This is a genomic window from Pseudarthrobacter sp. NBSH8, assembly GCF_014217545.1.
In the GTDB taxonomy this organism is placed as follows: domain Bacteria; phylum Actinomycetota; class Actinomycetes; order Actinomycetales; family Micrococcaceae; genus Arthrobacter.
In genome coordinates this window covers 3606083-3626921 of the sequence record NZ_CP043178.1, presented here as the reverse complement: position 1 = coordinate 3626921, position 20839 = coordinate 3606083, and the positions used below count along the sequence as shown (strand labels likewise).

The 20839-nt window shown below is 67.1% G+C and carries 15 protein-coding genes; 8 read left to right on the top strand and 7 right to left on the bottom strand.

Features of this window, described 5'->3' with window-relative positions; translation table 11 throughout:
* Positions 1–3 precede the first annotated feature (3 nt).
* From FYJ92_RS16810 to FYJ92_RS16800, 3 genes are all read left to right on the top strand, one after another.
* Positions 4–726 (top strand): aldolase/citrate lyase family protein, encoded by a 723-nt coding sequence (locus FYJ92_RS16810; protein WP_185261716.1) that lies wholly within the window; start codon positions 4–6, stop codon positions 724–726.
* Between the two features lie 113 nt (positions 727–839).
* Positions 840–1457 carry a cupin domain-containing protein gene (locus FYJ92_RS16805; protein WP_185261715.1) on the top strand — a complete coding sequence of 206 codons (618 nt, stop codon included), beginning with the start codon at positions 840–842 and terminating at the stop codon, positions 1455–1457.
* Positions 1458–1459: 2 nt separating this feature from the next.
* Positions 1460–2179 carry an aspartate/glutamate racemase family protein gene (locus FYJ92_RS16800; RefSeq protein WP_219729667.1) on the top strand — a complete coding sequence of 240 codons (720 nt, stop codon included), beginning with the start codon at positions 1460–1462 and terminating at the stop codon, positions 2177–2179.
* Positions 2180–2210: 31 nt separating this feature from the next.
* On the opposite strand, the gene FYJ92_RS16795 is transcribed toward FYJ92_RS16800, so the two are convergent.
* Entirely contained in the window at positions 2211–3137 is a 927-nt protein-coding gene (locus FYJ92_RS16795) for a polysaccharide deacetylase family protein (RefSeq protein ID WP_185261713.1), read from the bottom strand.
* Between the two features lie 91 nt (positions 3138–3228).
* Here FYJ92_RS16795 and FYJ92_RS16790 point away from each other — a divergent pair, with 91 nt between their 5' ends.
* The 4 genes from FYJ92_RS16790 (at position 3229) to metH (ending at position 10097) form a co-directional block, all read left to right on the top strand.
* Positions 3229–4602: an amidohydrolase family protein gene (locus tag FYJ92_RS16790; protein ID WP_185261712.1), complete on the top strand. Its 1374-nt coding sequence runs from the start codon at positions 3229–3231 to the stop codon at positions 4600–4602.
* Positions 4599–4835 (top strand): hypothetical protein, encoded by a 237-nt coding sequence (locus FYJ92_RS16785; protein WP_185261711.1) that lies wholly within the window; start codon positions 4599–4601, stop codon positions 4833–4835. The genes FYJ92_RS16790 and FYJ92_RS16785 overlap by 4 nt, the downstream gene beginning before the upstream one ends.
* Positions 4832–6250: an amidase gene (locus tag FYJ92_RS16780; protein ID WP_185261710.1), complete on the top strand. Its 1419-nt coding sequence runs from the start codon at positions 4832–4834 to the stop codon at positions 6248–6250. The genes FYJ92_RS16785 and FYJ92_RS16780 overlap by 4 nt, the downstream gene beginning before the upstream one ends.
* A 196-nt stretch (positions 6251–6446) precedes the next feature.
* Positions 6447–10097 (top strand): methionine synthase, encoded by a 3651-nt coding sequence (gene metH / locus FYJ92_RS16775; RefSeq protein WP_185261709.1) that lies wholly within the window; start codon positions 6447–6449, stop codon positions 10095–10097.
* Here metH and FYJ92_RS16770 read toward each other — a convergent pair.
* The 6 genes from FYJ92_RS16770 to FYJ92_RS16745 all read right to left on the bottom strand — a co-directional run bounded on the left by FYJ92_RS16770 (position 10087) and on the right by FYJ92_RS16745 (position 19179).
* Entirely contained in the window at positions 10087–12936 is a 2850-nt protein-coding gene (locus tag FYJ92_RS16770) for an ATP-binding cassette domain-containing protein (protein ID WP_185261708.1), read from the bottom strand. The genes metH and FYJ92_RS16770 overlap by 11 nt on opposite strands.
* Entirely contained in the window at positions 12933–13487 is a 555-nt protein-coding gene (locus FYJ92_RS16765) for a hypothetical protein (RefSeq protein WP_185261707.1), read from the bottom strand. The genes FYJ92_RS16770 and FYJ92_RS16765 overlap by 4 nt, the downstream gene beginning before the upstream one ends.
* A gap of 145 nt (positions 13488–13632) precedes the next feature.
* The gene (locus tag FYJ92_RS16760) at positions 13633–15210 is read right to left on the bottom strand and encodes an APC family permease (RefSeq protein ID WP_255482176.1); all 1578 of its coding nucleotides are present in this window, start codon (positions 15208–15210) and stop codon (positions 13633–13635) included.
* Positions 15211–15331: 121 nt separating this feature from the next.
* Complete coding sequence (locus FYJ92_RS16755; protein WP_185261705.1) at positions 15332–16972, bottom strand: GMC family oxidoreductase; 1641 nt, start codon at positions 16970–16972, stop codon at positions 15332–15334.
* Positions 16973–18511, bottom strand: a complete 1539-nt coding sequence (locus FYJ92_RS16750) for an aldehyde dehydrogenase family protein (RefSeq protein ID WP_185261704.1) — start codon at positions 18509–18511, stop codon at positions 16973–16975.
* 74 nt (positions 18512–18585) lie between these two features.
* Complete coding sequence (locus FYJ92_RS16745; protein WP_185261703.1) at positions 18586–19179, bottom strand: TetR/AcrR family transcriptional regulator; 594 nt, start codon at positions 19177–19179, stop codon at positions 18586–18588.
* A 235-nt stretch (positions 19180–19414) separates the two neighbouring features.
* On the opposite strand from FYJ92_RS16745, the gene FYJ92_RS16740 reads away from it, so the two are divergent.
* Positions 19415–20803 carry a sigma 54-interacting transcriptional regulator gene (locus tag FYJ92_RS16740; protein ID WP_185261702.1) on the top strand — a complete coding sequence of 463 codons (1389 nt, stop codon included), beginning with the start codon at positions 19415–19417 and terminating at the stop codon, positions 20801–20803.
* The last annotated feature ends 36 nt before the right edge of the window (positions 20804–20839 follow it).

Sequence of the window (20839 nt, the reverse complement as noted above, 5' to 3'; positions counted from 1 at the left end):
CCCATGACCCAGGAACCAGCCGCCGCCCTTGAACGCAGCGTCGGCATCATCACCGCCGATCCCACGCCCACCTTGTTGGCCCTCCTTGCCCACGCCACCATTGACTTCTTGGTCCTCGACGCCGAGCAGACCGGGATCACCGTTCAGCAATGCAGCGATGTGGTGCAGCGCCTGGCCAGCTCCGGGGTGAAGGTGGCGGTGCGCGTGCCCGACCTGGACAGGAACACGCTGGTGGCGTTCGCCAACACCGGTGTGGCGGAGATCGTGCTGCCGCAGGTACGGACGGTGGACGAACTTGAACGCGCCTACGAAGCCACGCGGTACGCTCCTGCGGGATCGCGTCCGCGGCAGGTGACGCCGGCCTCGGCCTTCGGCATGGACTACTCCTTTGCTCCCGTAATCACGGTGTTGTTCGAGACGGTCGAGGCCGTGGAGCGCGTCAAGGAATTCGTTGGCAGCGAGGCGTTCGGCGGGGGCTGGGTGGGCCCGACCGATCTGGCTGCGGACCTCCTTCGCCACGGAGATGAGCGGCCGGAGGCCTTGCCGGAAGCCGTCCGGCGCGTGGTGGACGTGGTTGCCAGTGCCAGCCGCAGTATCGGACTCCCGGCACCCGGAATGGCCGCCGCAGCGGGTGTTTTCGAGCGCGGAGCCGACCGCTGTGCGGTCTATTGGGAGAAGGAACTCGCCTCCATGTTGACCGGCTATGCCGAACTGCGGGCCGCGTGAGCGCCACTGGGAGGGGCGGAACGCCCGTCGAATCCAGGCCATCAAAAAAACCGTCAACGCGAAACTATCTTCGATATACTGACGCAAAACCAAGGACTAATGAAGGAGTCGTTGTGGAAGGCACGGACACAGCCAGCAGCGAAGCAACCGGGTCCCTGGAACGCGACTTCTGGATCGCCCATCTCGGCGCCATGATCAAAGAGCAGCGCCTCGGACGGTTCACCGTGGAGGAACTCGCCGAACGTGCAGGTGTCAGTGCAGGACTCATCAGCCAGATTGAGCGCGGAATCGGTAACCCGTCCTTTGCCACGCTCCTGCGCCTGGCAAACTCCCTCGAACTGCCGCTGGCAAGTATGTTTACAGATCCCAACGATGGCCAGGACCACATGCTGGTCCGCCGGGCAGACCGGCGCCGCATTGAAATCCCCTCGCAGGGCATCATCATGGAGCTGATCGTTCCCGACGCGGAGCGCAAGCTGGGGGTCATCAACATGACTATTCCCGCCAACTTCGACGGCGCCTATGTTCCGCACTCCCATGAGGGCGAGGAGTGCGTCATCCTCCAATCCGGCACGCTGGTGGCTACCATTGGCGGCCAGGACTTTGTGCTGGAGGCCGGCGACAGCCTGACCTATGACGCTTCCTTGCCGCACTGGTGGAGCAACAAGACGGATTCTGCCGCAGTCATGCTCGCAATATCCACGCCGCCGTCCCTCGGCAAGGCGCACTGAACGTGGGCGTTCCCGGGCCGGGGACACGGCTGGGAATCCTTGTCCCCTCAAGCAACTCCAACGCGGAGACACTCACGGCGGCGATCCTTGCGGGGCAACCGGACCTGGGGGGCCACTACAGCCGGTTTCGCCTTCCGCCGAGCCTTGATGACACGGTGGACCTGAGCGTTCTCGGCGATGCTCCGGCGTTGCTGAAGGACGCCGATCTGCAGGCCATCGCGTTCCACGGCACCTCTGGTTCATGGACCGGGATTGCTGGCGACAGGGCCCTCTGTGCCGAGCTCCAGGCTATGTGCGGCGTACCGGCGACTACGGCTTCCGTGGCCGTCGTCGAGGCCCTCCGTGCGCTGTCTGCGAGCCGGATCGGCCTCGTTTTTCCCGGCCCCGGATCCATCGCTGCCGGGATCCAGCGCGAGTACTCCGGCCACGGCCTCGATGTGCGCGCCGTTTCGGTTCCGGAGTCTGTCATGAGCAACCCGGAGATCGCCCGCTTGGACGCTGCCGCCATCGGTGCCATCATGCGTCCGGCCTTTGTGGACGGCCTCGATGCGGTGGTGTGCGTCGGCACCAACCTTCGCTCGGGCTACCTTGTGGAGGGTTTCGAGCAGGAGTTTGGCATCCCCGTCGTGGACAGCGCCATCGCCACCCTGTGGCATCTGCTTCACCTGGCGGGCGTTTCACGCCCGATCCCCGGGTGGGGTGCGCTGCTCGCAGCGCACTAGCCCGACGGCGACCCCAACGGCGCGGGTGACCCTACGATGCCGGTGACCCGTCCGCCGTCGGCTGCTCCGTGTTCGTGCGTTTCCACGCGCTCAGAATCTCTTCGCGTGTCGCGAACCAGGCGGCCCTGCCGTTCGCATGCGCAAGGAAACGGTCGAGGGCGGCTGCGTACGCCGGGCGTCCGATCAGCCGTGGATGGAGCCCGACGCTCATCACCGACGGGCCTCCGCGGGGGTCATCGAGCTGCAGCTCCAGGGCCGCGATCAAGTGGTTGCCGAACGATGCTGCGGTGGGGAACTGCCGGAACAGCCCCGAATCGTTCGTGTCTCCCGCATAGGGCAGTACCGGGAGCTTCGGATTTTCCTGGCCGGAGCCCCAATGTGGAAGGTCGTCATTGAAGCTGTTGGACTCGTAGGCGAATCCGTTCCCGGCGAGCACACCGCGCGTGCCCGGTTTGAGTCCGTCCCTCGAATACCAGCTGGTGGGGACCTGGCCGGTGCTGGCCTGGATAGCGTCGCGGGAGGCAAGGATAAGGCGTTCCTCAGCATCGTCGTCGAGCTCTGTATGCGTGTCCCATTGGTGGCCGTGGTCGGCGATCTCATGTCCGTCGCGGACGAGTGCCGCGGCGATGGCCGGGTTGAGTTGCAGTGCCATGGCGCAGCAGAAGGCGGTGGCCCGGACGTCGTGTTTTTGTAGGATCCGAAGTAATCGCCATATGCCGGCACGGGCGCCGTACTCGAAGGCCGATTCCAGAGTGAGGTTCCGGGTGGCCGAGGCAGGAGCCGGAATCCAGTGCGCACCCAGGTCGTTGGCGGTGTCGCCGCGGGGGATGCTCCGCTCGGCGCCCTCCTCCACGTTGATGACGAGGGAAACGGCCACGCGGGCGTCGCCTGGCCAGCGGAAATCAGGCGGAATTTCGCCATATCCGACGAAATCCCGCTGCGTCTGTGGCTCTGCCATCGTGTTCTCCGTTCGGGGGTTCCGACGCCGCACCGTTGCGGCTATAGTGAAGCAAACTTCGATATGATGAAACTAGCCGAGAGGGGAGCGGATGTCTACGCTCATTCGCGGAGGCACCATCGTCACGGGCTCCGGGGACACTGTCATCGAGGCCGGTGCAGTGGTCATCCGCGACGGCCGCATCGCGGACGTCCTCCACTACTGGGAAGCGGACCGCGGCTTCGCAGGCGACGTCATCGACGCCGCGGGCTGCATCGTGATGCCGGGCCTCATCAACAGCCACACCCACGGCGTGACCCCCGGCGCACTGTTCCCCAGTGCGGCGCCGGCCCTGTCCGCGCAGCGGTGGATGGGCAACCTGGACAGGCACCTCCTGGCCGGAACCACCACAGTCCTTAGCCTCTGCGGCTTCGCGTCCATGGACGACGTGCGCGAAGCCGACCGCCGCCACGCGGTGCATGTGCGGGGCGCCACCACGCATCTGCCGCGCTGCCTCCATGCGGCGGCCATGGCTGATGGCCGGGGACTGGCGGCTGAGGCCCGTGAACTCACCGTTGAGCGGATGCTCGACGACGGTGCTGTCGCCATCGGGGAGCTGGGCGGAGGCCAAACGCTGGGCGGCGGAGGGCAGGATCTCGTCTACATCCCCGCAGCGATCCACAAGGCTTCCGGGATCCGCATCACCCTCGAGCAGGCGCGGCGCATCAAGGAAGCCGTGCTGGGCCGGTTCATCGATGCCGGTGCGCTCAACGTGGGTGCACTGGCTGAGGCAGCCAAAGAGGCCGGACTCGCGGAGGCCCTCACCGCCACCCAACTCTCGAAGCTCGTCACGAATTCCGTGATGCCCTCGTTCGTCCCTGCCATCGAAGGTATCCGGGAAGGGGTCCAGACAGCGGCCAAGTTCGGCGTGCCGGCCATCGTGCACAGCGCCTCGGCCACAGCCGGCGTCCTGCGTGAGCTCATGTTCCAGCTGGACGGCAGCGGGGCAACCGTGATTGCCGCCCACGCAAACCACCCCTCCCACACCCCTGCGGAAGCGTACGAGCTGGCCGTCCTGGGCCGGAAAATGGGCTGGCCGGCCGAGGCCTCGGTGTTCGATCTCCTGCACCGCAGGCACACCGTCACCACGCGCGAACACTGGGACCTGCTGCTCCGGGAACCGGACCTCATCTCCGTCATCGGCACGGACTACGGGCACGACGGCGACCACGACGAGCTGATCTCCGCCGTCCATGACATCGCGGCCCACGGGCACCGCTCTCTGGCCGACGCCGTCGCCATGGCAAGCTCGGCAGTTGCGGACCTTATCCCGGGCATTGGCCCCGGAAGCGGACGGCTGCAGGCCGGGCGCGTGGCTGACGTGGTTGTGGCCCGAATGGAGGACTTTCGCGGTGTGCGGACTGTCCTGGTGGACGGCATCTGCGTGGTCCAGGACGGGCAGCTCACTACGGAGGCCCACCGATGAACCAACCAGTGGACTGCGAACACGCATTGACCAGTGGGCAGTTGGTGGTCATCCGCGATTTGGTGGGCAACGCGATCGCCCGGGAGGATCTGCCGGCGCTGGAAGCAGCGTACCGGGACTTCCGGGCCGGGATGGATGAACTGAAGTCATCCTTTGAGCAGCTGACCCTCGCATCGGACCAGGCCGGTTCCGCGGACCAGTCCGGTGCGCCGCACCAGGGGGTGAAACCGTGACCGAGCCATGGGAGCTGGGCATCACCGAAGCGGCTGGCCGTATCCGACGACGGGAGCTGTCGGCGGTTGAGTTGCTCGACTCCGTGCTGGACCGGCTTCAGGACACCGAAGGCTACGCCCACGCCTGGGCATTCGTGGACGAGAGGGGGGCGCGGGCAGCGGCCGGCCTGGCCGACGGCCAGGCCGCCAAGGGGCAGTTCGGCGGCGCCCTCCACGGCATTCCCCTGGGGGTAAAGGATGTCATCGACGTCCGCCGGATGCCCACCGAAGGCGGCTCAGACAGCCTGCGAGGGAACATCGCAAAGGACGACGCCGGCGTCGTACGTCAACTCCGTGCCAGCGGTGCTGTGATTCTCGGCAAACTTCAAACGCATGAGTTCGCCTTCGGCCAAGGGACGCCGCCGTCACGTAACCCGTGGGATCCTGAGCGGTATGCTGGCGGTTCAAGCGTTGGATCCGGAGTCGCTGTTGCGGTGGGAAGCATTCCCGGGGCCCTCGGCACTGACACAGGCGGCTCAGTCCGAAACCCCGCTTCCGTCAACGGCCTGGTGGGGCTCAAGCCAAGCACCGGCGTCGTATCTTCCACCGGTGTCCTGCACGTCAGCCACACGATGGATCATGTGGGGCCGATCGCCCGGAGCGTGGAAGACTGCGCTGCGCTCTTTGACGGGATGGTGGAGCCGCAGGCACTTGCCCGCCTCGGAGGACCCGTTTCCGCCCGCATTCGGGACGTTGCTGCTTCGACCAGGCTTGGAGTAGACCGCCGGATGTGGTCTGAATGGGGGGTTGCCCCGGACGTCATGGCTGTCGTGGAAAATGCCCTCTCCGTGCTTGCGGACCTGGGGATGGAGATCGTAGAGCTGCGGCTCCCCGAACTGGACCTGGCACTGCACGCAAGCGTGGCAATTTCACTGTCGGAAGCGGCCCGCCATCACCGTGAGCGGCTAAAGCGGTCCGCCGAGGGGTATCTGCCCGGTACACGCGTCATGATCGAAACCGGTGCCCTGGTGTCCCGGGACGAGGTCCGCCTGGCCTGGCAGGTCCGGACGCACCTCAGAGCGTACATACCCGACGCCATGGCCCGGGCCGGCGTGGCCGGGCTGGTTTCGCCCACGCTCCCGGCGATCGCACCACTCGCGTCCTCAATGTCTTCGGAACTGACCGCGTCAGTCGGCGAGAACTCTCTGGCTGCTGCGCTGCGCATGCTTTCTGCCGCGAACCTCACTGGAATGCCGGGCGTTAGTGTGCCTTGCGGGTTCGCCAGCGGGCAGCCCATCGGAATGCACCTCATGGGGCTTGAACACTCAGACGCCACCGTGCTTGCCATCGCCGACGCCTATGAGCAAGCCGCGCCATGGCGCACCTGCGTCCCGGTACGGGTACTGCCCGCCGTCACTGGTGCGGCGGCGTCATAGCGGCTCTTGTCCTGACATGAAAATTATGGTGATGGTGTCCATTGCCGGGCTGGTCTGCGGGGTCCCTGTCAACCCGTGCATGCCAGTTGCGCTAACTCACAGGCGCTGCCCGAAGGTCCTAGCGAGGCGACCACCCGCCGTCGTAGCACATGGACACACAGCGCACTGCAGAGGCCCCCGCACGTAACCTGTTTAGATGCCTCGTTTTGCGCTTGATATAGACTCCGTCCCCCGCCCTGTCCGCGCCCAGGAACTCCTGGATGCGGTGAACCACCGTGTCGTCATTGCCGATGGGGCCATGGGCACCATGCTGCAGGGCCGGGAACTCTCGCTCGAGGACGACTTCCTGGGGCTCGAAGGCTGCAACGAGATCCTCAACGCCACGCGGCCCGACGTCCTCGCGGACATCCACGACGCGTACTTCGCCACCGGCATCGACGCGGTGGAAACCAACACCTTCGGCGCTAACTGGTCCAACCTCTCCGACTACGGCATCGACGACCGGATCGAGGAACTCGCCCGCAAAGGCGCGAGAATCGCCCGCGAGCGTGCGGAAGCGGCAGAACAAACAGACGGACGGATGCGCTGGGTCCTGGGCTCCATGGGACCGGGCACCAAGCTCCCCAGCCTCGGCCACACCAGCTACGACTACCTCAAGCAGACCTTCGCCCTGCAGGCCGAGGGCCTCATCGACGGGGGCGCGGACGCCTTCCTCATCGAAACCAGCCAGGACCTCCTGCAGACCAAAGCCGCGGTCAATGGCTGCAAGCAGGCCATCGTCACCCGCGGTATCCGGCTCCCCATCTTCGTCGAGGTGACGGTCGAAACCACCGGAACTATGCTGATGGGCTCCGAAATCGGCGCCGCGCTCACCGCGCTCGAGCCGCTCGGCGTCGACGCCATCGGCCTGAACTGCGCCACCGGGCCGGACGAGATGAGCGAGCACCTGCGCCACCTCTCCAAACAGTCCTCCGTCGCGATCGCCTGCATGCCCAACGCCGGCCTGCCCGTCCTTGGTCCCAACGGCGCGCACTATCCGCTCTCGCCCACCGAACTCGCCACAGCGCACGAACAGTTCGTACGGGAATTCGGCCTGGGCCTGGTGGGCGGCTGTTGCGGTACGACGCCGGAGCACATGGCCGCCGTCGTCGAACGTCTTGCGCCCTTCCGCGCCAGCGGCGCCGTCACCAGCGGCGGCAGGGGCGCCGACGGCGGCCGCGTTCCCACCGAGCGTGAAGCCGGCATCGCTTCCCTCTACCACCACGTGAATTTCGACCAGGAATCCGCGTACCTCGCCATTGGCGAGCGCACCAACGCGAACGGTTCGAAGGCGTTCCGCCAGGCGATGCTCGAAGAACGCTGGGACGACTGCGTTGATATTGCCCGCGGACAGGTTCGTGTTGGCGCGCACCTGCTCGACGTCTGCATTGACTATGTGGGGCGCGACGGCGTGGCCGACATTAAGGAGATCGTCTCACGTTTCGCGTCGGCTTCCACGCTCCCGCTTGTCATCGATTCCACCGAACCGCCCGTGCTGCAGGCCGGGCTCGAGCACATCGGCGGACGCCCGGTGGTCAACTCCGTCAACTACGAGGACGGCGACGGCCCCAACAGCCGCTTCGCGCGCATCATGCCGCTCGTAAAGGAACACGGTGCCGCCGTGATCGCCCTGACCATCGATGAACAGGGCCAGGCACGCACCACCGAAGGCAAGGTGGCCATCGCCTCGCGCCTCGTCGACGCCCTGGTAGGCGAATGGGGGATGCGGGTCGAGGACATCATCGTGGACGCCCTGACCTTCCCCATCGCCACCGGCCAGGAAGAAACCCGCCGGGACGGCATCGAAACCATCGAGGCCATCCGCCAGATCACCACGAAATATCCCGGCATCCAGACCACCCTCGGCGTCTCCAACGTGTCCTTCGGCCTGAACCCGGCAGCGCGCATGGCCCTGAACTCGGTGTTCCTGCACGAGGCCGTGCAGGCCGGCCTGACCAGCGGCATCATCGACGCCGCCAAGATCGTTCCGCTCGCCTCCCTGCCGGAAGAACAGCGCAAAGTTGCCCTGGACCTCATCTGGGACCGCCGCGAATACGACGCCGACGGCAACATCACGTACGACCCCCTGAACAGCATGCTGGACCTGTTCGCCGGCGTCGACACCGCGGCGCTGAAGGACCAGCGCGCGGCAGAACTTGCGGCGCTGCCCACCGGCGAACGCCTGGAGCGGCGCATCATCGACGGCGAAGGCAAGGGCCTCGAAGGAGACCTCGACCTGGCTCGCAGCGAGGGCATGACCCCGCTCGGCATCATCAACGACTACCTGCTCGAGGGCATGAAGGTGGTGGGCGAGCGCTTCGGCGCCGGCGAGATGCAGCTGCCGTTCGTGCTGCAGTCCGCCGAGGTGATGAAGAACGCGGTGGCCCTGCTCGAGCCGCACATGGAGAAATCGGATTCCTCGGGCAAGGGCACCATGGTGATCGCCACCGTGCGCGGCGATGTGCACGACATCGGCAAGAACCTGGTGGACATCATCCTCACCAACAACGGCTACAAAGTCATCAACATCGGCATCAAGCAGGGGATCGCCGAGATCATGGCCGCAGCGCAGGAACACAACGCCGACGTGATCGGCATGTCCGGCCTGCTGGTGAAGTCCACCGTGGTGATGAAGGAAAACCTCGCCGAACTCCAGTCCCGGGGCCTCGCGAAGAAGTGGCCCATCATCCTCGGCGGCGCCGCCCTGACCCGCGCCTACGTGGAGCAGGACCTGGCGGAGCAGTTTGAGGGAACCGTCCGGTACGCCAAGGACGCCTTTGAGGGCCTGGCACTCATGGAACCGCTGGTGCAGGTGGCCCGCGGCGCGGACCCGGATGCCGTCGGCCTTCCGCCGCTGAAGAAGCGGATCCATAAAGGCGGCCCGAAGTTCACGGTGACCGAGCCGGAGGCAATGCCCGGCCGGTCCGACGTGGCCGCCAACAACCTCGTGCCCGCGCCGCCGTTCTGGGGCACGCGCATTGTGCGCGGCGTGGCACTCCACGACTACGCCGCCATGCTCGACGAGCGCGCCACCTTCATGGGGCAGTGGGGGCTCAAGCCCGGCCGCGGCGATGACGGCGCCTCCTATGAGGAACTGGTGGAGCGCGAAGGCCGGCCCCGCCTGCGGTACTGGCTGGACCGCATCCTCGGCGAGGGAATGCTTGATGCGTCCGTCGCCTACGGTTATTTCCCGGTGGTCACCGAAGGGGAACAGGTGGTGGTGCTGCACCACGGAGAGGATCACGACGGCGTCCTCGGCACCGCGGGGCTCCTCGCCCCCGACGGTGGTTCAGGCGGTCCGATCGGCACCGAACGGCTGCGGTTCGACTTCCCGCGCCAGCGCCGCGACCGGCACCTGTGCCTGGCCGACTTCGTGCGCTCGCGCGAGTCGGGGCAGGTGGACGTTTTGCCGGTGCAGCTGGTCACCGCCGGTTCGAAGATCGAAGAGTTCACGTCCACGATGTTCGCGGCCAACCAATACCGCGACTATTACGAGCTCAACGGCCTGGTCATGCAGCTCACCGAGGCGCTGGCGGAGTTCTGGCATTCCCGGATCCGCAAGGAGCTGGGTTTCGCGGCCGAGGAGCCCAAGGACAAGGCCGGCCTGTTCAAACTCGACTACCGCGGTGCGCGGTTCTCGCTTGGCTACCCCGCGTGCCCGGATATGGAGGACCGCCGCAAGGTGACGGAGCTGCTGAAGCCCGAAAGGATGGGCGTGGTCCTCAGTGATGAGCTGATGCTGCACCCCGAACAGTCCACCGACGCGTTTGTGTTCCACCACCCGGAGGCGAAGTACTTCAAGGTGTGAGCTGAAGCCGGTCCCTGGCCTGGGTGGAGTGATCCTTGGCCGGGTGAGTCGGCCCGGCTTGCCCGCCCGCGCTGGAGACCGGCTTCACCCGCCGCAGGGCGGCAAGAATGGCCCGTCCCACCACGGCGATTCCGACGATGGTGGTGACGGCACGCAGAGTGTCCCAGCCCGCCGTCGAGGTCACCAGCGAGTAGAGCAGGAAGCTGCTCATATTTGTCCCCAGCGGCGCGCCGGGCACGTAGGAGATGCCCGTGCCCGCACCGACCGCGAAGGGCCAGAACCACAGGTTGGTGAGCAGGCCGAACAGGTAAGACGCCAGGGCGCCGTAGCCGCACAGCATCCACAGTTCTGCTTTCCCGCGCACCCGGCGCGGGAGCAGGCCGGCCCCGGCGCCCACCCACGCGCAGGCGAAGATCTGGAACGGTGTCCAGGGCCCGATGCCACCCCACACGGCGCTTGAGAGGGCGATGGTGGCGGCACCGAGGAGCATGCCGAAACGGGCACCGAAGGCCCGGCCGGCCAGGATCAGCAGGATAAAGACTGCCTCCACGCCCCCGACGCCGGTGCTCGCCACCCGAACTGCGGAACCTACGGCGGCCAGGACGCCGAGCAGCGCCACCGTGTGTGCGGAGCGGACCGAGCCATCCATGGACACAACGACGGCGACGGCAGCGAGTGGTGCGATGGCCAGCGCCGCGTAGGGGAGGGCCGCGGCGGCGTCCTGCGGGAGGGCCGCCGCGAGCAGCGGCCAGCAGAACGCTGCCAGAGCCAGAAGATTGGCCACCGCGAGGACAGGGAGTTCAACGCCGCGCGGCATCCGGATGCGGTGCCGTCTTGCCGGGACCGGGGAGTCTGGTTCGATGACCCGTGGTTTTGGTCTTGCACCTGCTTGCCGGGGAAGCGGTAGGCGCGGTTCCGGGACTTCGGCCGCCACGGAGGGCACGACGCCGTCACGCATCGGGAGGATCCGGGCGCCGAGGCCGTGGGCGAAGTCGTGGTCGTGCGTGGCGATCAAGACCGCCGCGCCGGAGTCCGCTGCGGCCCGCAGCGCTGCCGAGACTGCGGTGCGCGCCGCAGGATCGAGTCCGCGGGTGGGCTCATCGATCAGGAGCACTTGAGGGTTGTCCATGGTCTGCAGCGCGATGGCCAGGATCCTGCGCTCCCCGGCAGAGAGGTCCCGGGGATGCTCGGGCCCAATGGGAATCCGCACGTCTCCCCGCAAACGGGCCAGGTGTGACGCCGCGGAGCCAGGCGCAGGTTGCCCGACGTCCTTACGGCGCGCCTGGCGCCGTTCGGCCGCGCGGAGCTCCGCTGCCACCGTATCCCTGGTGAAGAGGTCGTCCGAGGCGTCCGGCACGAGGGCGACGCGGCCGCCGTCGACCGTTCTTACACCGCCCGTCCCTTCACGAACCGTTCCTTCACCCAGGGCGAGCGCCACCAGGAGGGACGACTTCCCGGCCCCGTTCGGCCCCACCAAGGCCACCACTTCGCCGCGGTGCAGGGTCAGGGATGCATCCAGCACGAGCGGCTTGCCCTTGCGGTGCACCGCAAGGTTTGCCGCCATCAGTACGGGCGCGTGCTCCGCTGGCGGCGCTGGCGTAGGGTGCGCAACCGTCGGGGAAGCGGACGGCGCGGCACCGGGCACCAGGGCGCCGTCGTCGATGGTCCACCAGGAGTCGGCAACCGGGACGAGTGGCGCAGCCCGGTGCTCCGCCACGATGACGCAGGTACCGGCGTCCCGGGCGAGGGCGTCGAGCACGGCGATAACGTGTCCGCGTGCTGCGGTGTCAAGGTCGGCCAGGGGCTCATCAACCAAAAGCAGGGCCGGATGCTCCACCACCGCGGCGGCGATGGCTACGAGCGTTGCCTCACCCGCGGAGAGGGTGCTGATGTTGCGGTCCAGCAGCGCCGTCACACCGATCCGCTCGGCGACCTCCAGCACCCTGGCCTTGGCGGTCGCGGAAGCCACACCGCGCAGCTCAAGGGCCAGGGAGATTTCGTCCCGGACCCGGGTGGAGGCGAAGGCGGCGCGGGGATTCTGCAGGACGACGCCGATGAGGCGGGCGGTATCGCGCGGCGGCGTGGTGGCGCGGTCCGTTCCGGCGACGCACACCGTGCCGGAAATTTCTCCACCGTCAACGTGTGAGAGGAGGCCGGCGATACCTCGCAGGATGGTGGACTTGCCGGAGCCCGTCGGCCCGGTAATGACCGTTATGGACCCGCTGGACGGCGCGAAACCAGCAACGCGCACCTGCGCATCACCGATGCGGAATTGTGCGTCCCGGACGGTAACCGGCGCTTCGGTACCCTGTCCGGGTTGGTGTGCTGCCCGGCTCCCGAAGCCGCGCAGCTCCAGGGCCGCGGCAACCCGGCTGGCGTGCTCCAGGGTGCGCTCGAGCACGGGCACCAGGGCGCGCGGTCCGAAGCGTTCGCCCCGCAACCGGAACGCCAGGCGGACGGAGGTCACGGCGTCGGCAAGCGCCGGGAGCGCCGCCCACGCCACCACAAGCGTCCGGGCCAGGCCCTGCATGGGACCGCGGCGGGCCAGGTGGACAAAGCCGCGGGCCACATCGACCCAGGCGTTGAGCAGGCCGAAAGCAAGGAACATCCCGGCAATCGGCAGGGCGGACAGGACCGCCTGCCACAGGCCAGCTCCGGTGACCGGACCGAGGAAGACCACATGCGCGTACGGGGCAGGCAGCCGAACCGCCGGCAGGTCGAGCAGAACCGGTTCGCCAATGCCCGCCCCGTTGAAAAGGATGCGGTAGATGACCCGCGCCGCGATGAAGACGACGGCCAGAGCCGCCGCTGCGCGTAACGGCGCGGGTCGAAAGGTCATGCTGCCGGTGCGGCCGGTTCGCCGTCGACCGTGTACAGCAGTTCCAGGCTCTCACCCGGGCTTACCTGGAGGGTGGCGAGGCCTTCCTGCGCGTAGGCCCAGTCGCCGGTGGCCGGCTTAACCCAGAGGGACCAGTAGGCGAAGGCTGCGGGCATCTTGCCGCACTCTTCCCGGTACGTGCCGCCCTTGTGGGTGATATCGAAGTCTGCGGCGGGCACACCATTCACACGGCACACCAGTTCATTGGGGTATTCGGTAGTGCCCACGGTTTTCACCTTAGCCTCGTCGAGCACCTTGGATACGGGCGTCGCCGCGTCCACAGCCACGCACACGGAGGTGTCAGCAGCAGCCTGCTTCAGGGCGCCCGAATCGACGATCACCTTCACGCCCGCGCAGGGTCCGGAGGCGCTGGGTGAGGCCGTTGCCGTCGTCGCCGGGGCAGAGGTGGTTGGCTGGGTCGCGGCCGGTGCGGAACAGGCGGCGAGGGTAAACAGGAGACCGGCGGCGGCGAGGGAGCTCGCGGCGGCGGTGCGGATCGTAGTCAAAGTCACCTGTCAAGGGTAGGACGTTGCTGATCCGGATGCGGAGGCCGTCACGTTGTGTGACGCCAGGTCACGCGTGTGCGCGGGGGCCACCGGCACAAAGGGCCAACGACGGCACTCACGTGAGTGCCGTCGTCGGCCTTTCTGCTGGGCGTTACTGCGCTTCCGACGCTGCCACCTTGACTTGTAGGGCGTCCTCCGGGGCTTCGTGCGGCGCGGCGCCCGCCGACGACGGATGCGCTGCGACTGCCGCGGCGTGCTCGGCCAGCACCCCGGTCTGGTGGCGGATCTTCAGGCGGTAGAGGAGGGTCCCGCCAATGATTACGGCGGCCACGAACATCACACCGCCCCACTGCAGGTACCACTCGAAGGGCGGCACCGAGTTGTAGATCTCCGGGCGGGGCCACACCAGATTCACCGTCATGGCCCCGCCCCAGAGGACCGCCACGATGTTCACCGGCAGTCCCCATTTGCCTGTTGTGAACCCGGATTCGGACTGCTCATCCCGCAGCGGCCACTGCTTCAGGAGCCGCTTCCGCAGCAGGGGAACCGTGACCAGAAGGTAGGACAGGTAGATCAGGACGATGCTGATACTGGACAGAATGGTAAAGATGGCAGGCTGCGTGACGTTGACCAGCAGCGGGATGACGGCGATGACGCCGATCACGATCGCCGCGACTTTGGGGGTCCTGCGGACCGGATCCACCTTGCTGAGCTGCCGGCTGAACGGCAGGTTGTTGTCCCGGGCCATGGCGAACATCATGCGGATGGCGGCAGCGTGGACAGCCAGGGTGCAGACCACAACGGCCACCACGATGCATGCCAGGAAGGCCTTGCCGAAAGGCCCGCCGAGGACGGAGAGCACGATGTACTGGAGGCCGCCGTCGGCAGATCCCACCAGGGGGTCGTTCAGGTCCGGTGCGGCCAAGATGCCGAAGAACAGGATCAGCCCGCCCAGCACGAACGAGGCCGTGACGGCGCGCAGGATGGCCTTGGGTGCCGTGCGCTTGGGGTCCTTCGTTTCCTCGCCGAGGGAGCTGGCGGTGTCGAAGCCGTACATGACGTAGCCGGACGCCATGGCGCCGATCAGGAAGACGCCGAAGAAGCCGAGGTCGTGGCCCTCGCCGAAGCCGGCTGTGTCGAAGAAGACCTCGGGGCCCCGCACCACGTGCCAGCCCAGCGCCAGGATCAGCAGCACGGCCGCGGTCAGCTCCACGAAGACGCCGATGCTGTTGATCCTGGTCATCAGCTTCACGCCGAACGCGTTGATGAGCGTGGAGATGGTGATCATGATGGTGGCCAGCACCACGCCGTTCATGGCGAAGTCGTAGGGGCCGGTGCCGTCACCGACGAACTGGAAGCCGGACCAGAGCTGCGGCAGGGTGAGCTGCAGGGCCAGCGCCACTGACCCCAGCGCCATGATGGAGGACAGCATCAGCAGCCAGCCGGCCAGCCAGGACGAGGTCCCGGACGAGAGCCGCTTGGCCCAGTTATACACCGACCCGGCAACGGGGTACCGGCCCGCCAGTTCGGCAAAACACAGGGCCACCATCAGCTGGCCGACGAAGACGATGGGCCAGGACCAGGCGTACGCCGGGCCGGCCATGGAAAAACCAAAGTAGAACAGTTGGAAGACGCCGGTGAGGATGGAGATGTAGCTGACGCCTGCGGCGAAGCTGGCAAACTTGCCGATGCTCCGGTCCAGGGTCTGGGTATAGCCAAATTCGTCCATGCCGCTTGAATCAATACTCTTGCTGGGTTCCAAAATGTGAACTCCTATGTCAGAAAAGTACGACGATGCAGCCCGCGGCCGCCATTGGACGCGGGATCAAAAAGCCTCCGGAAGTCGCCTCTCAGGCGAAGGACGGGCTGAGCTCCACCCCTTCCCTTGCAGCGCCATCGGTGTGGCCGGCGCGGATGAGGTCGGCGCAGCGCTCGCCGATCATCATGACGGTGATGTTGGGATTGACGGTGACGTGTTCAGGCATCACGGAGGCATCCGCCACGCGCAGGCCGGTGACGCCCTTGACCCGCAGCTCGGGATCCAACGGTGACATCCCGTCGTCAGCAGGCCCCATCCGGACCGTACCCACCGGGTGGTACACGGTGTTGTGGGTCTTGCGGATGTAGTCCCGCAGCTCCTCGTCCGTCTGCGCCTCGACGCCGGGCGATAGCTCGCGGCCGGTCCATTCGGCCATGGCGGGCTGGGCGGCGATTTCGCGCGCCTTGCGGATGCCGGCCACCATGACCCGCATGTCGTGGCCGTCGGGATCCGTGAAATAGCGCGGATCCACCATGGGCTTGTCGCGGAAATCGCGGCTGCGCAGCCGGACGGTGCCGCGGGAGCGGGCGTGCGTGACGTTCGGGGTGAGGGAAAAGCCGTTCTCCGTGGTGGGGTAGCCGTACCGCAGGGTGTTCATGTCGAACGGGACGGAACCGTAGTGCATCATCAGGTCCGGGCGGTCCAGGCCCTCCTCGGTGCGGGTGAAGATGCCGATCTCCCACCACTGGGTGGAGGTCTGCACCATGGGCTGCCTGGCCTCGAACTGGACCACGCCTTCGGGGTGGTCCTGCAGGTTTTCGCCCACGCCGGGGGAGTCCACCAGCACCTCGATGCCGTGCTGAGCCAGGTGGGCTGCCGGGCCGATGCCGGAGAGCATCAGCAGCTTGGGGGAGTCGATGGCGCCGGTGGACAGGATGACCTCGCGGTGGGCGGAGAGCCGGTGGGTCCGGCCGAAGGCGGAGTCCACCACGTCCACGCCGGTGCAGCGCTTGTCCGCGTCGAACACCAGCTGGCGGGCGCGGAGGCCTGTCAGCAGGGTGAAGTTTTCGCGGTCGATGATGGGATGGATGTAGGAGACCGAGCTGGAGGCCCGGGTGCCGTCCGCGCGACGGTTGATCTGGAAGAAGTTGGCCCCGTTGGTCACGGTGGTGCCGGTGTTGAACTTCGCACGGGGAATGCCCGTCTGTTCGCAGGCGTCCAAAAACGCGACGCCGGCAGGGTCCGCCGGGGGCACGTTCATCAGGTGCACGGGTCCTGAGTCCCCGTGGTGGGGTGCGTCCGGGCCGGCGTCCTCGTTGGTTTCCAGCCGCTTGTAGAGGCGCCAGGCGGCATCGGCGTTCCAGCCGGTGGCGCCGTGCTTGGACTCCCACTCGTCCAAGTCCTCGCGGGGTGCCCAGAAGGCGATGCAGGAGTTGTGGCTCGAGCAGCCGCCCATCACCTTGGCACGGGCGTGGCGCATGAAGGAGTTGCCGTTTTCCTGCGGTTCCACCGGGTAGTCCCAGTCGTAGCCGGATTCGAGCAGTTCCATCCAGCGGTCCAGCTGCAGGATTTCGGGCAGGTTGCGGTCATCCGGGCCGGCCTCCACGAGGGCCACGGTGACGTCCGGATCCTCGCTCAGCCGGGCGGCGACGGCGGCCCCTGCGGATCCGCCGCCGATGACGATGTAGTCGAACCCGCGCTCGGTGGCGTCGCCGATGGTGTCGTAGTGCATCTAGTTCTCCTTGCCGCGGTCGGCGAACCAGCCGGTCACCTGCGGGCTGGTGTTCTGGTAGATGTGCTTGGCTTCCTGGTATTCGGCCAGCCCTGTGGGGCCCAGCTCGCGGCCGACGCCGGACTGGCCGAAGCCGCCCCACTCGGCCTGGGGGAGGTAGGGGTGGTAGTCGTTGATCCAGACCGTGCCGTGCCGCAGCCGGGATGCGACGCGCTGCGCCTTGCCGGCATCCTGGGTCCAGACTGCGCCGGCCAGGCCATAGATGGTGTCGTTGGCGGTAGCTACCGCTTCGTCCTCGGTGCGGAACGTTTCCACCGTCACCACCGGGCCGAACGCCTCGTCGATGACCACGGACATGCCTCTTTCGACACGGTCCAGGATGGTGGGCTGGTAATAGAATCCGCCGTCGTACTTTTCTCCTTGCGGCGCCGCGCCGCCGGTCCGCAGCCGAGCACCCTCCTGGATGCCGCGCTGGACGTAGGCGTGGACTTTGTCGCGGTGGGCCGCCGAAATCAGCGGCCCGGTTTCCGCAGCCTCATCGAATGGCCCGCCGAGCCGGACGTCCCGGGCACGCCGGACCAGCTCGTCCACGAAGCGTTCGGCGATCGATTCCTCCACCACCAGCCGCGCCCCGGCGGAGCAGACCTGCCCGGAGTGGACGAACGCGCCGTTCAGGGCATTGTCGACGGCGGCGTCGAAGTCCGCGTCCGCGAACACCACGTTGGGGTTCTTGCCGCCAAGCTCCAGGGCCACCTTCTTGACGGTGCCGGCGGCGGCCGCCGCGATGCGCTTGCCGGTTTCCAGCCCGCCCGTGAAGGACACGAGGTCGACGGCGGGGTGTTCCGAGAGCGGTGCGCCCGCTTCCGCGCCGGGGCCGGTCACGAGGTTGGCGACGCCGTCCGGCAGGCCGAGGTCCTGCAGCAGTTGCATGGCCAGGATGGCTGTGGACGGGGTCAGCTCGGAGGGCTTGAGGACGAACGTGCAGCCGGCGGCCAGTGCGGGCGCGATCTTCCACGCCGCCTGGAGCAGGGGGTAGTTCCACGGCGTGATCAGGCCGCAGACGCCTACGGGTTCGTAGACGATTTTGCTGACGACGGCGGGGTTCCCGGCGTCGACCATGCGGCCCGCCTGTTGCCCGGCGAGCCTGCCGAAGTACTCGAAGCAGGCGGCAATGTCGTCCATGTCGATGCGGCTTTCGACCATGCGCTTGCCGGTGTCCAGCGACTCGGCGCGGGCGAACTTTTCCCGGCGTTCGCGCAGTCCGGCGGCGACTTTCAGGAGGAAGGTGCCGCGCTCGGGGGCCGGGACGTTCGACCAGGTTCCGGAGTCGAAGGCTGCACGGGCTGCGGCAATGGCGCGTTCCGCATCCTCCCGGCCGGCCTCCGACACCGTGGCCACCAGTTCGCCGTCGGCGGGGTTTCGGATTTCGCGGACAGCGCCCGAGGCGGCTGCCTCCCAAGCGCCGTTGATGAACAGGGTGGATGCTGTTTCAGTTTTTTTGGTGTGGGGGACGTCCCGAAGGGGTGTGGCGTAAGTCATAGAAAGGACAGTAGCGGACATTGAACGAGTGTTCAATGCTTTTTTGAACAGTCGTTCAATGCTACTTGGCGGGCTTACTCCTGAAGCGGCGCGAAGGCGATTTGTTCCGTGCGGGCGATACTTCTCTGGATGGAAGCCTCATCAACGCCGAGAAGCGTCGTCAGCCACATGCCGTTTTGGATGACGACAATGTCAGCCGCCCGCTCCCGGCAGGCCTCCCAGGAGAGGCCGGGTTGGGCGTTGGAAACCAGTGCAGCGAGTCCGTCGAGATAGCGGTCGAAGGCTTCGGCGTTGATCTGTGCATAGCCCTCGTCCGCTTGGGCGAGGGCCCAAAGGTGCAGGCGCAGGGACAGATAGCGGGTGGTCAACAGGTCAGCGGCTGCCACCCGCCGCAAGGCCTGGCGCAGTTGTTCCTCCGGGGCTGACAACGGGTCGGGCGCCACCAGCAGAAGGTCGTGCTCGTCGACCCGGCGCAGGGCTGCCCGTATCAGGCTCGTCTTGTCGTCGTAGTAGTAGTTCACCAGGCCGAGCGCGACGCCGGCTTCGCGGGCCACGGCCCGCATGCTCACACCCGAGATCCCGTGGCGGGACAGCAGATCCAGCGCCGCCTCGAGAATACGCGACTGCCTGTCCATCTGTTCGCCGGTGTTCACGGCATTGGTCCCCATCTGGCCAGACTATTGCCTAAGCCGTACCAAGTGCACTTTCAGGGGCCGCATGACCGCGATCTCCCCGTGGCGCACCAAAAGAAGCAGGGTGCCAGACGGACCCGAAGGAGGTGCCGGCGATTCCGGCGGCATGGCTGCAGTCATCAGGATCAAGCGTAAGACTCACGGCGCCCTGTGAGCAGGGAATCTGGACAAATCCCTCGATCCCCGCCCGGTGGAGGTCTACCGTAGAGGAGTGAGTGATCGCCCCGATATCTTCACTGTTGGTGAACTGCGTGCCTCCGGCCACGTGCACAAGGACCTGCGCCGCGAAATCCGCGACAACCTGCTCGCCGCGCTCGCCGCCGGCACCGATCCCTGGCCCGGGATGTTCGGTTTCAGCCGGACCGTCCTGCCCCAGCTCGAGCGGGCCCTGCTCGCCGGCCACGACATCGTCCTGCTCGGCGAACGGGGGCAGGGCAAGACCCGGCTGCTGCGCACCCTGGCCGGGCTGCTGGACGAGTGGTCGCCGGTGATCGAGGAATCGGAACTCAACGAACACCCGTACGAACCCATCACCGAGCAATCCCGTGCCCGCGTCCTCACCGAAGGGGACCGGCTGCGGGTGGCCTGGCGCCACCGCTCCGAACGGTACGTCGAAAAGCTCGCGACGCCGGACACCTCCGTCGCCGACCTGATAGGGGACATCGACCCGATGCGCGTGGCCGAAGGCCGCAGGCTTGGCGACCCGGAAACCATCCACTACGGCCTGGTCCCGCGTTCAAACCGCGGAATCATAGCCATCAACGAGCTGCCCGACCTCGCCGAGCGCATCCAGGTTTCGATGCTGAACGTGATGGAGGAACGCGACATCCAGATCCGCGGCTACGTGCTGCGGCTGCCGCTGGACGTCCTCGTGGTCGCGTCCGCCAACCCCGAGGATTACACGAACCGCGGCCGGATCATCACGCCGCTGCGGGACCGCTTCGGCGCCGAGATCCGCACCCACTACCCCCTGGAGCTTGACGACGAGGTGGCCGTCATCAAGCAGGAGGGGCAGCTGGTGGCCGGCGTCCCGCCCGTCATCCTCGAGATCCTGGCCCGCTACACCCGGGCGCTGCGGCAGTCCCCGGCGATCAACCAGACCTCCGGGGTGTCCGCACGCTTCGCCATCGCGGGCGCCGAAACCGTGGCCGCCGCAGCCCTTCGCCGTGCCAGTGTGCGCGGCGAGGACGAGGCCGTGGCCCGGATCATCGACCTGGACGCGGCGGTGGAGGTCCTTGGCGGCAAGATTGAGTTCGAGTCCGGTGAGGAAGGGCGTGAACAGGAGATTTTGGACCATCTCCTGCGCATGGCCACCGCGGAAGCCGTGCAAGCGCACTTTCATGGCATCGACATGGGGCAGCTTGTGGCCGCGCTCGACGGCCACACCACGGTGACCACCGGGGAACTGGTCACCGCGCGGGAGTTCCTGGACAACCTCCCGTCGCTCAACGGCTCCCGCCTCTACGACGACATCAGTGAGCGCCTGGGGGCGACGAACGACGGGCAGCGAGCCGCCGCCGTCGAACTGGCCTTGGAAGGCCTCTACCTCGCACGGCGGATCGCCAAGGAGTCCGACGACGAGGCGACGGTTTACGGCTAGAAGCTACCTCGCGTAGTTCGAAAGCTTGAGGACAGG

Coding starts and splice junctions, on each gene's coding strand:
- FYJ92_RS16810 (WP_185261716.1), top strand. CDS start 4: ATGACCCAGGAACCAGCCGCCGCCCTTGAACGCAGCGTCGGCATCATC.
- FYJ92_RS16795 (WP_185261713.1), bottom strand. CDS start 3,137: ATGGCAGAGCCACAGACGCAGCGGGATTTCGTCGGATATGGCGAAATT.
- FYJ92_RS16790 (WP_185261712.1), top strand. CDS start 3,229: ATGTCTACGCTCATTCGCGGAGGCACCATCGTCACGGGCTCCGGGGAC.
- FYJ92_RS16785 (WP_185261711.1), top strand. CDS start 4,599: ATGAACCAACCAGTGGACTGCGAACACGCATTGACCAGTGGGCAGTTG.
- metH (WP_185261709.1), top strand. CDS start 6,447: ATGCCTCGTTTTGCGCTTGATATAGACTCCGTCCCCCGCCCTGTCCGC.
- FYJ92_RS16770 (WP_185261708.1), bottom strand. CDS start 12,936: ATGACCTTTCGACCCGCGCCGTTACGCGCAGCGGCGGCTCTGGCCGTC.
- FYJ92_RS16760 (WP_255482176.1), bottom strand. CDS start 15,210: ATGGACGAATTTGGCTATACCCAGACCCTGGACCGGAGCATCGGCAAG.
- FYJ92_RS16755 (WP_185261705.1), bottom strand. CDS start 16,972: ATGCACTACGACACCATCGGCGACGCCACCGAGCGCGGGTTCGACTAC.
- FYJ92_RS16750 (WP_185261704.1), bottom strand. CDS start 18,511: ATGACTTACGCCACACCCCTTCGGGACGTCCCCCACACCAAAAAAACT.
- FYJ92_RS16745 (WP_185261703.1), bottom strand. CDS start 19,179: ATGGGGACCAATGCCGTGAACACCGGCGAACAGATGGACAGGCAGTCG.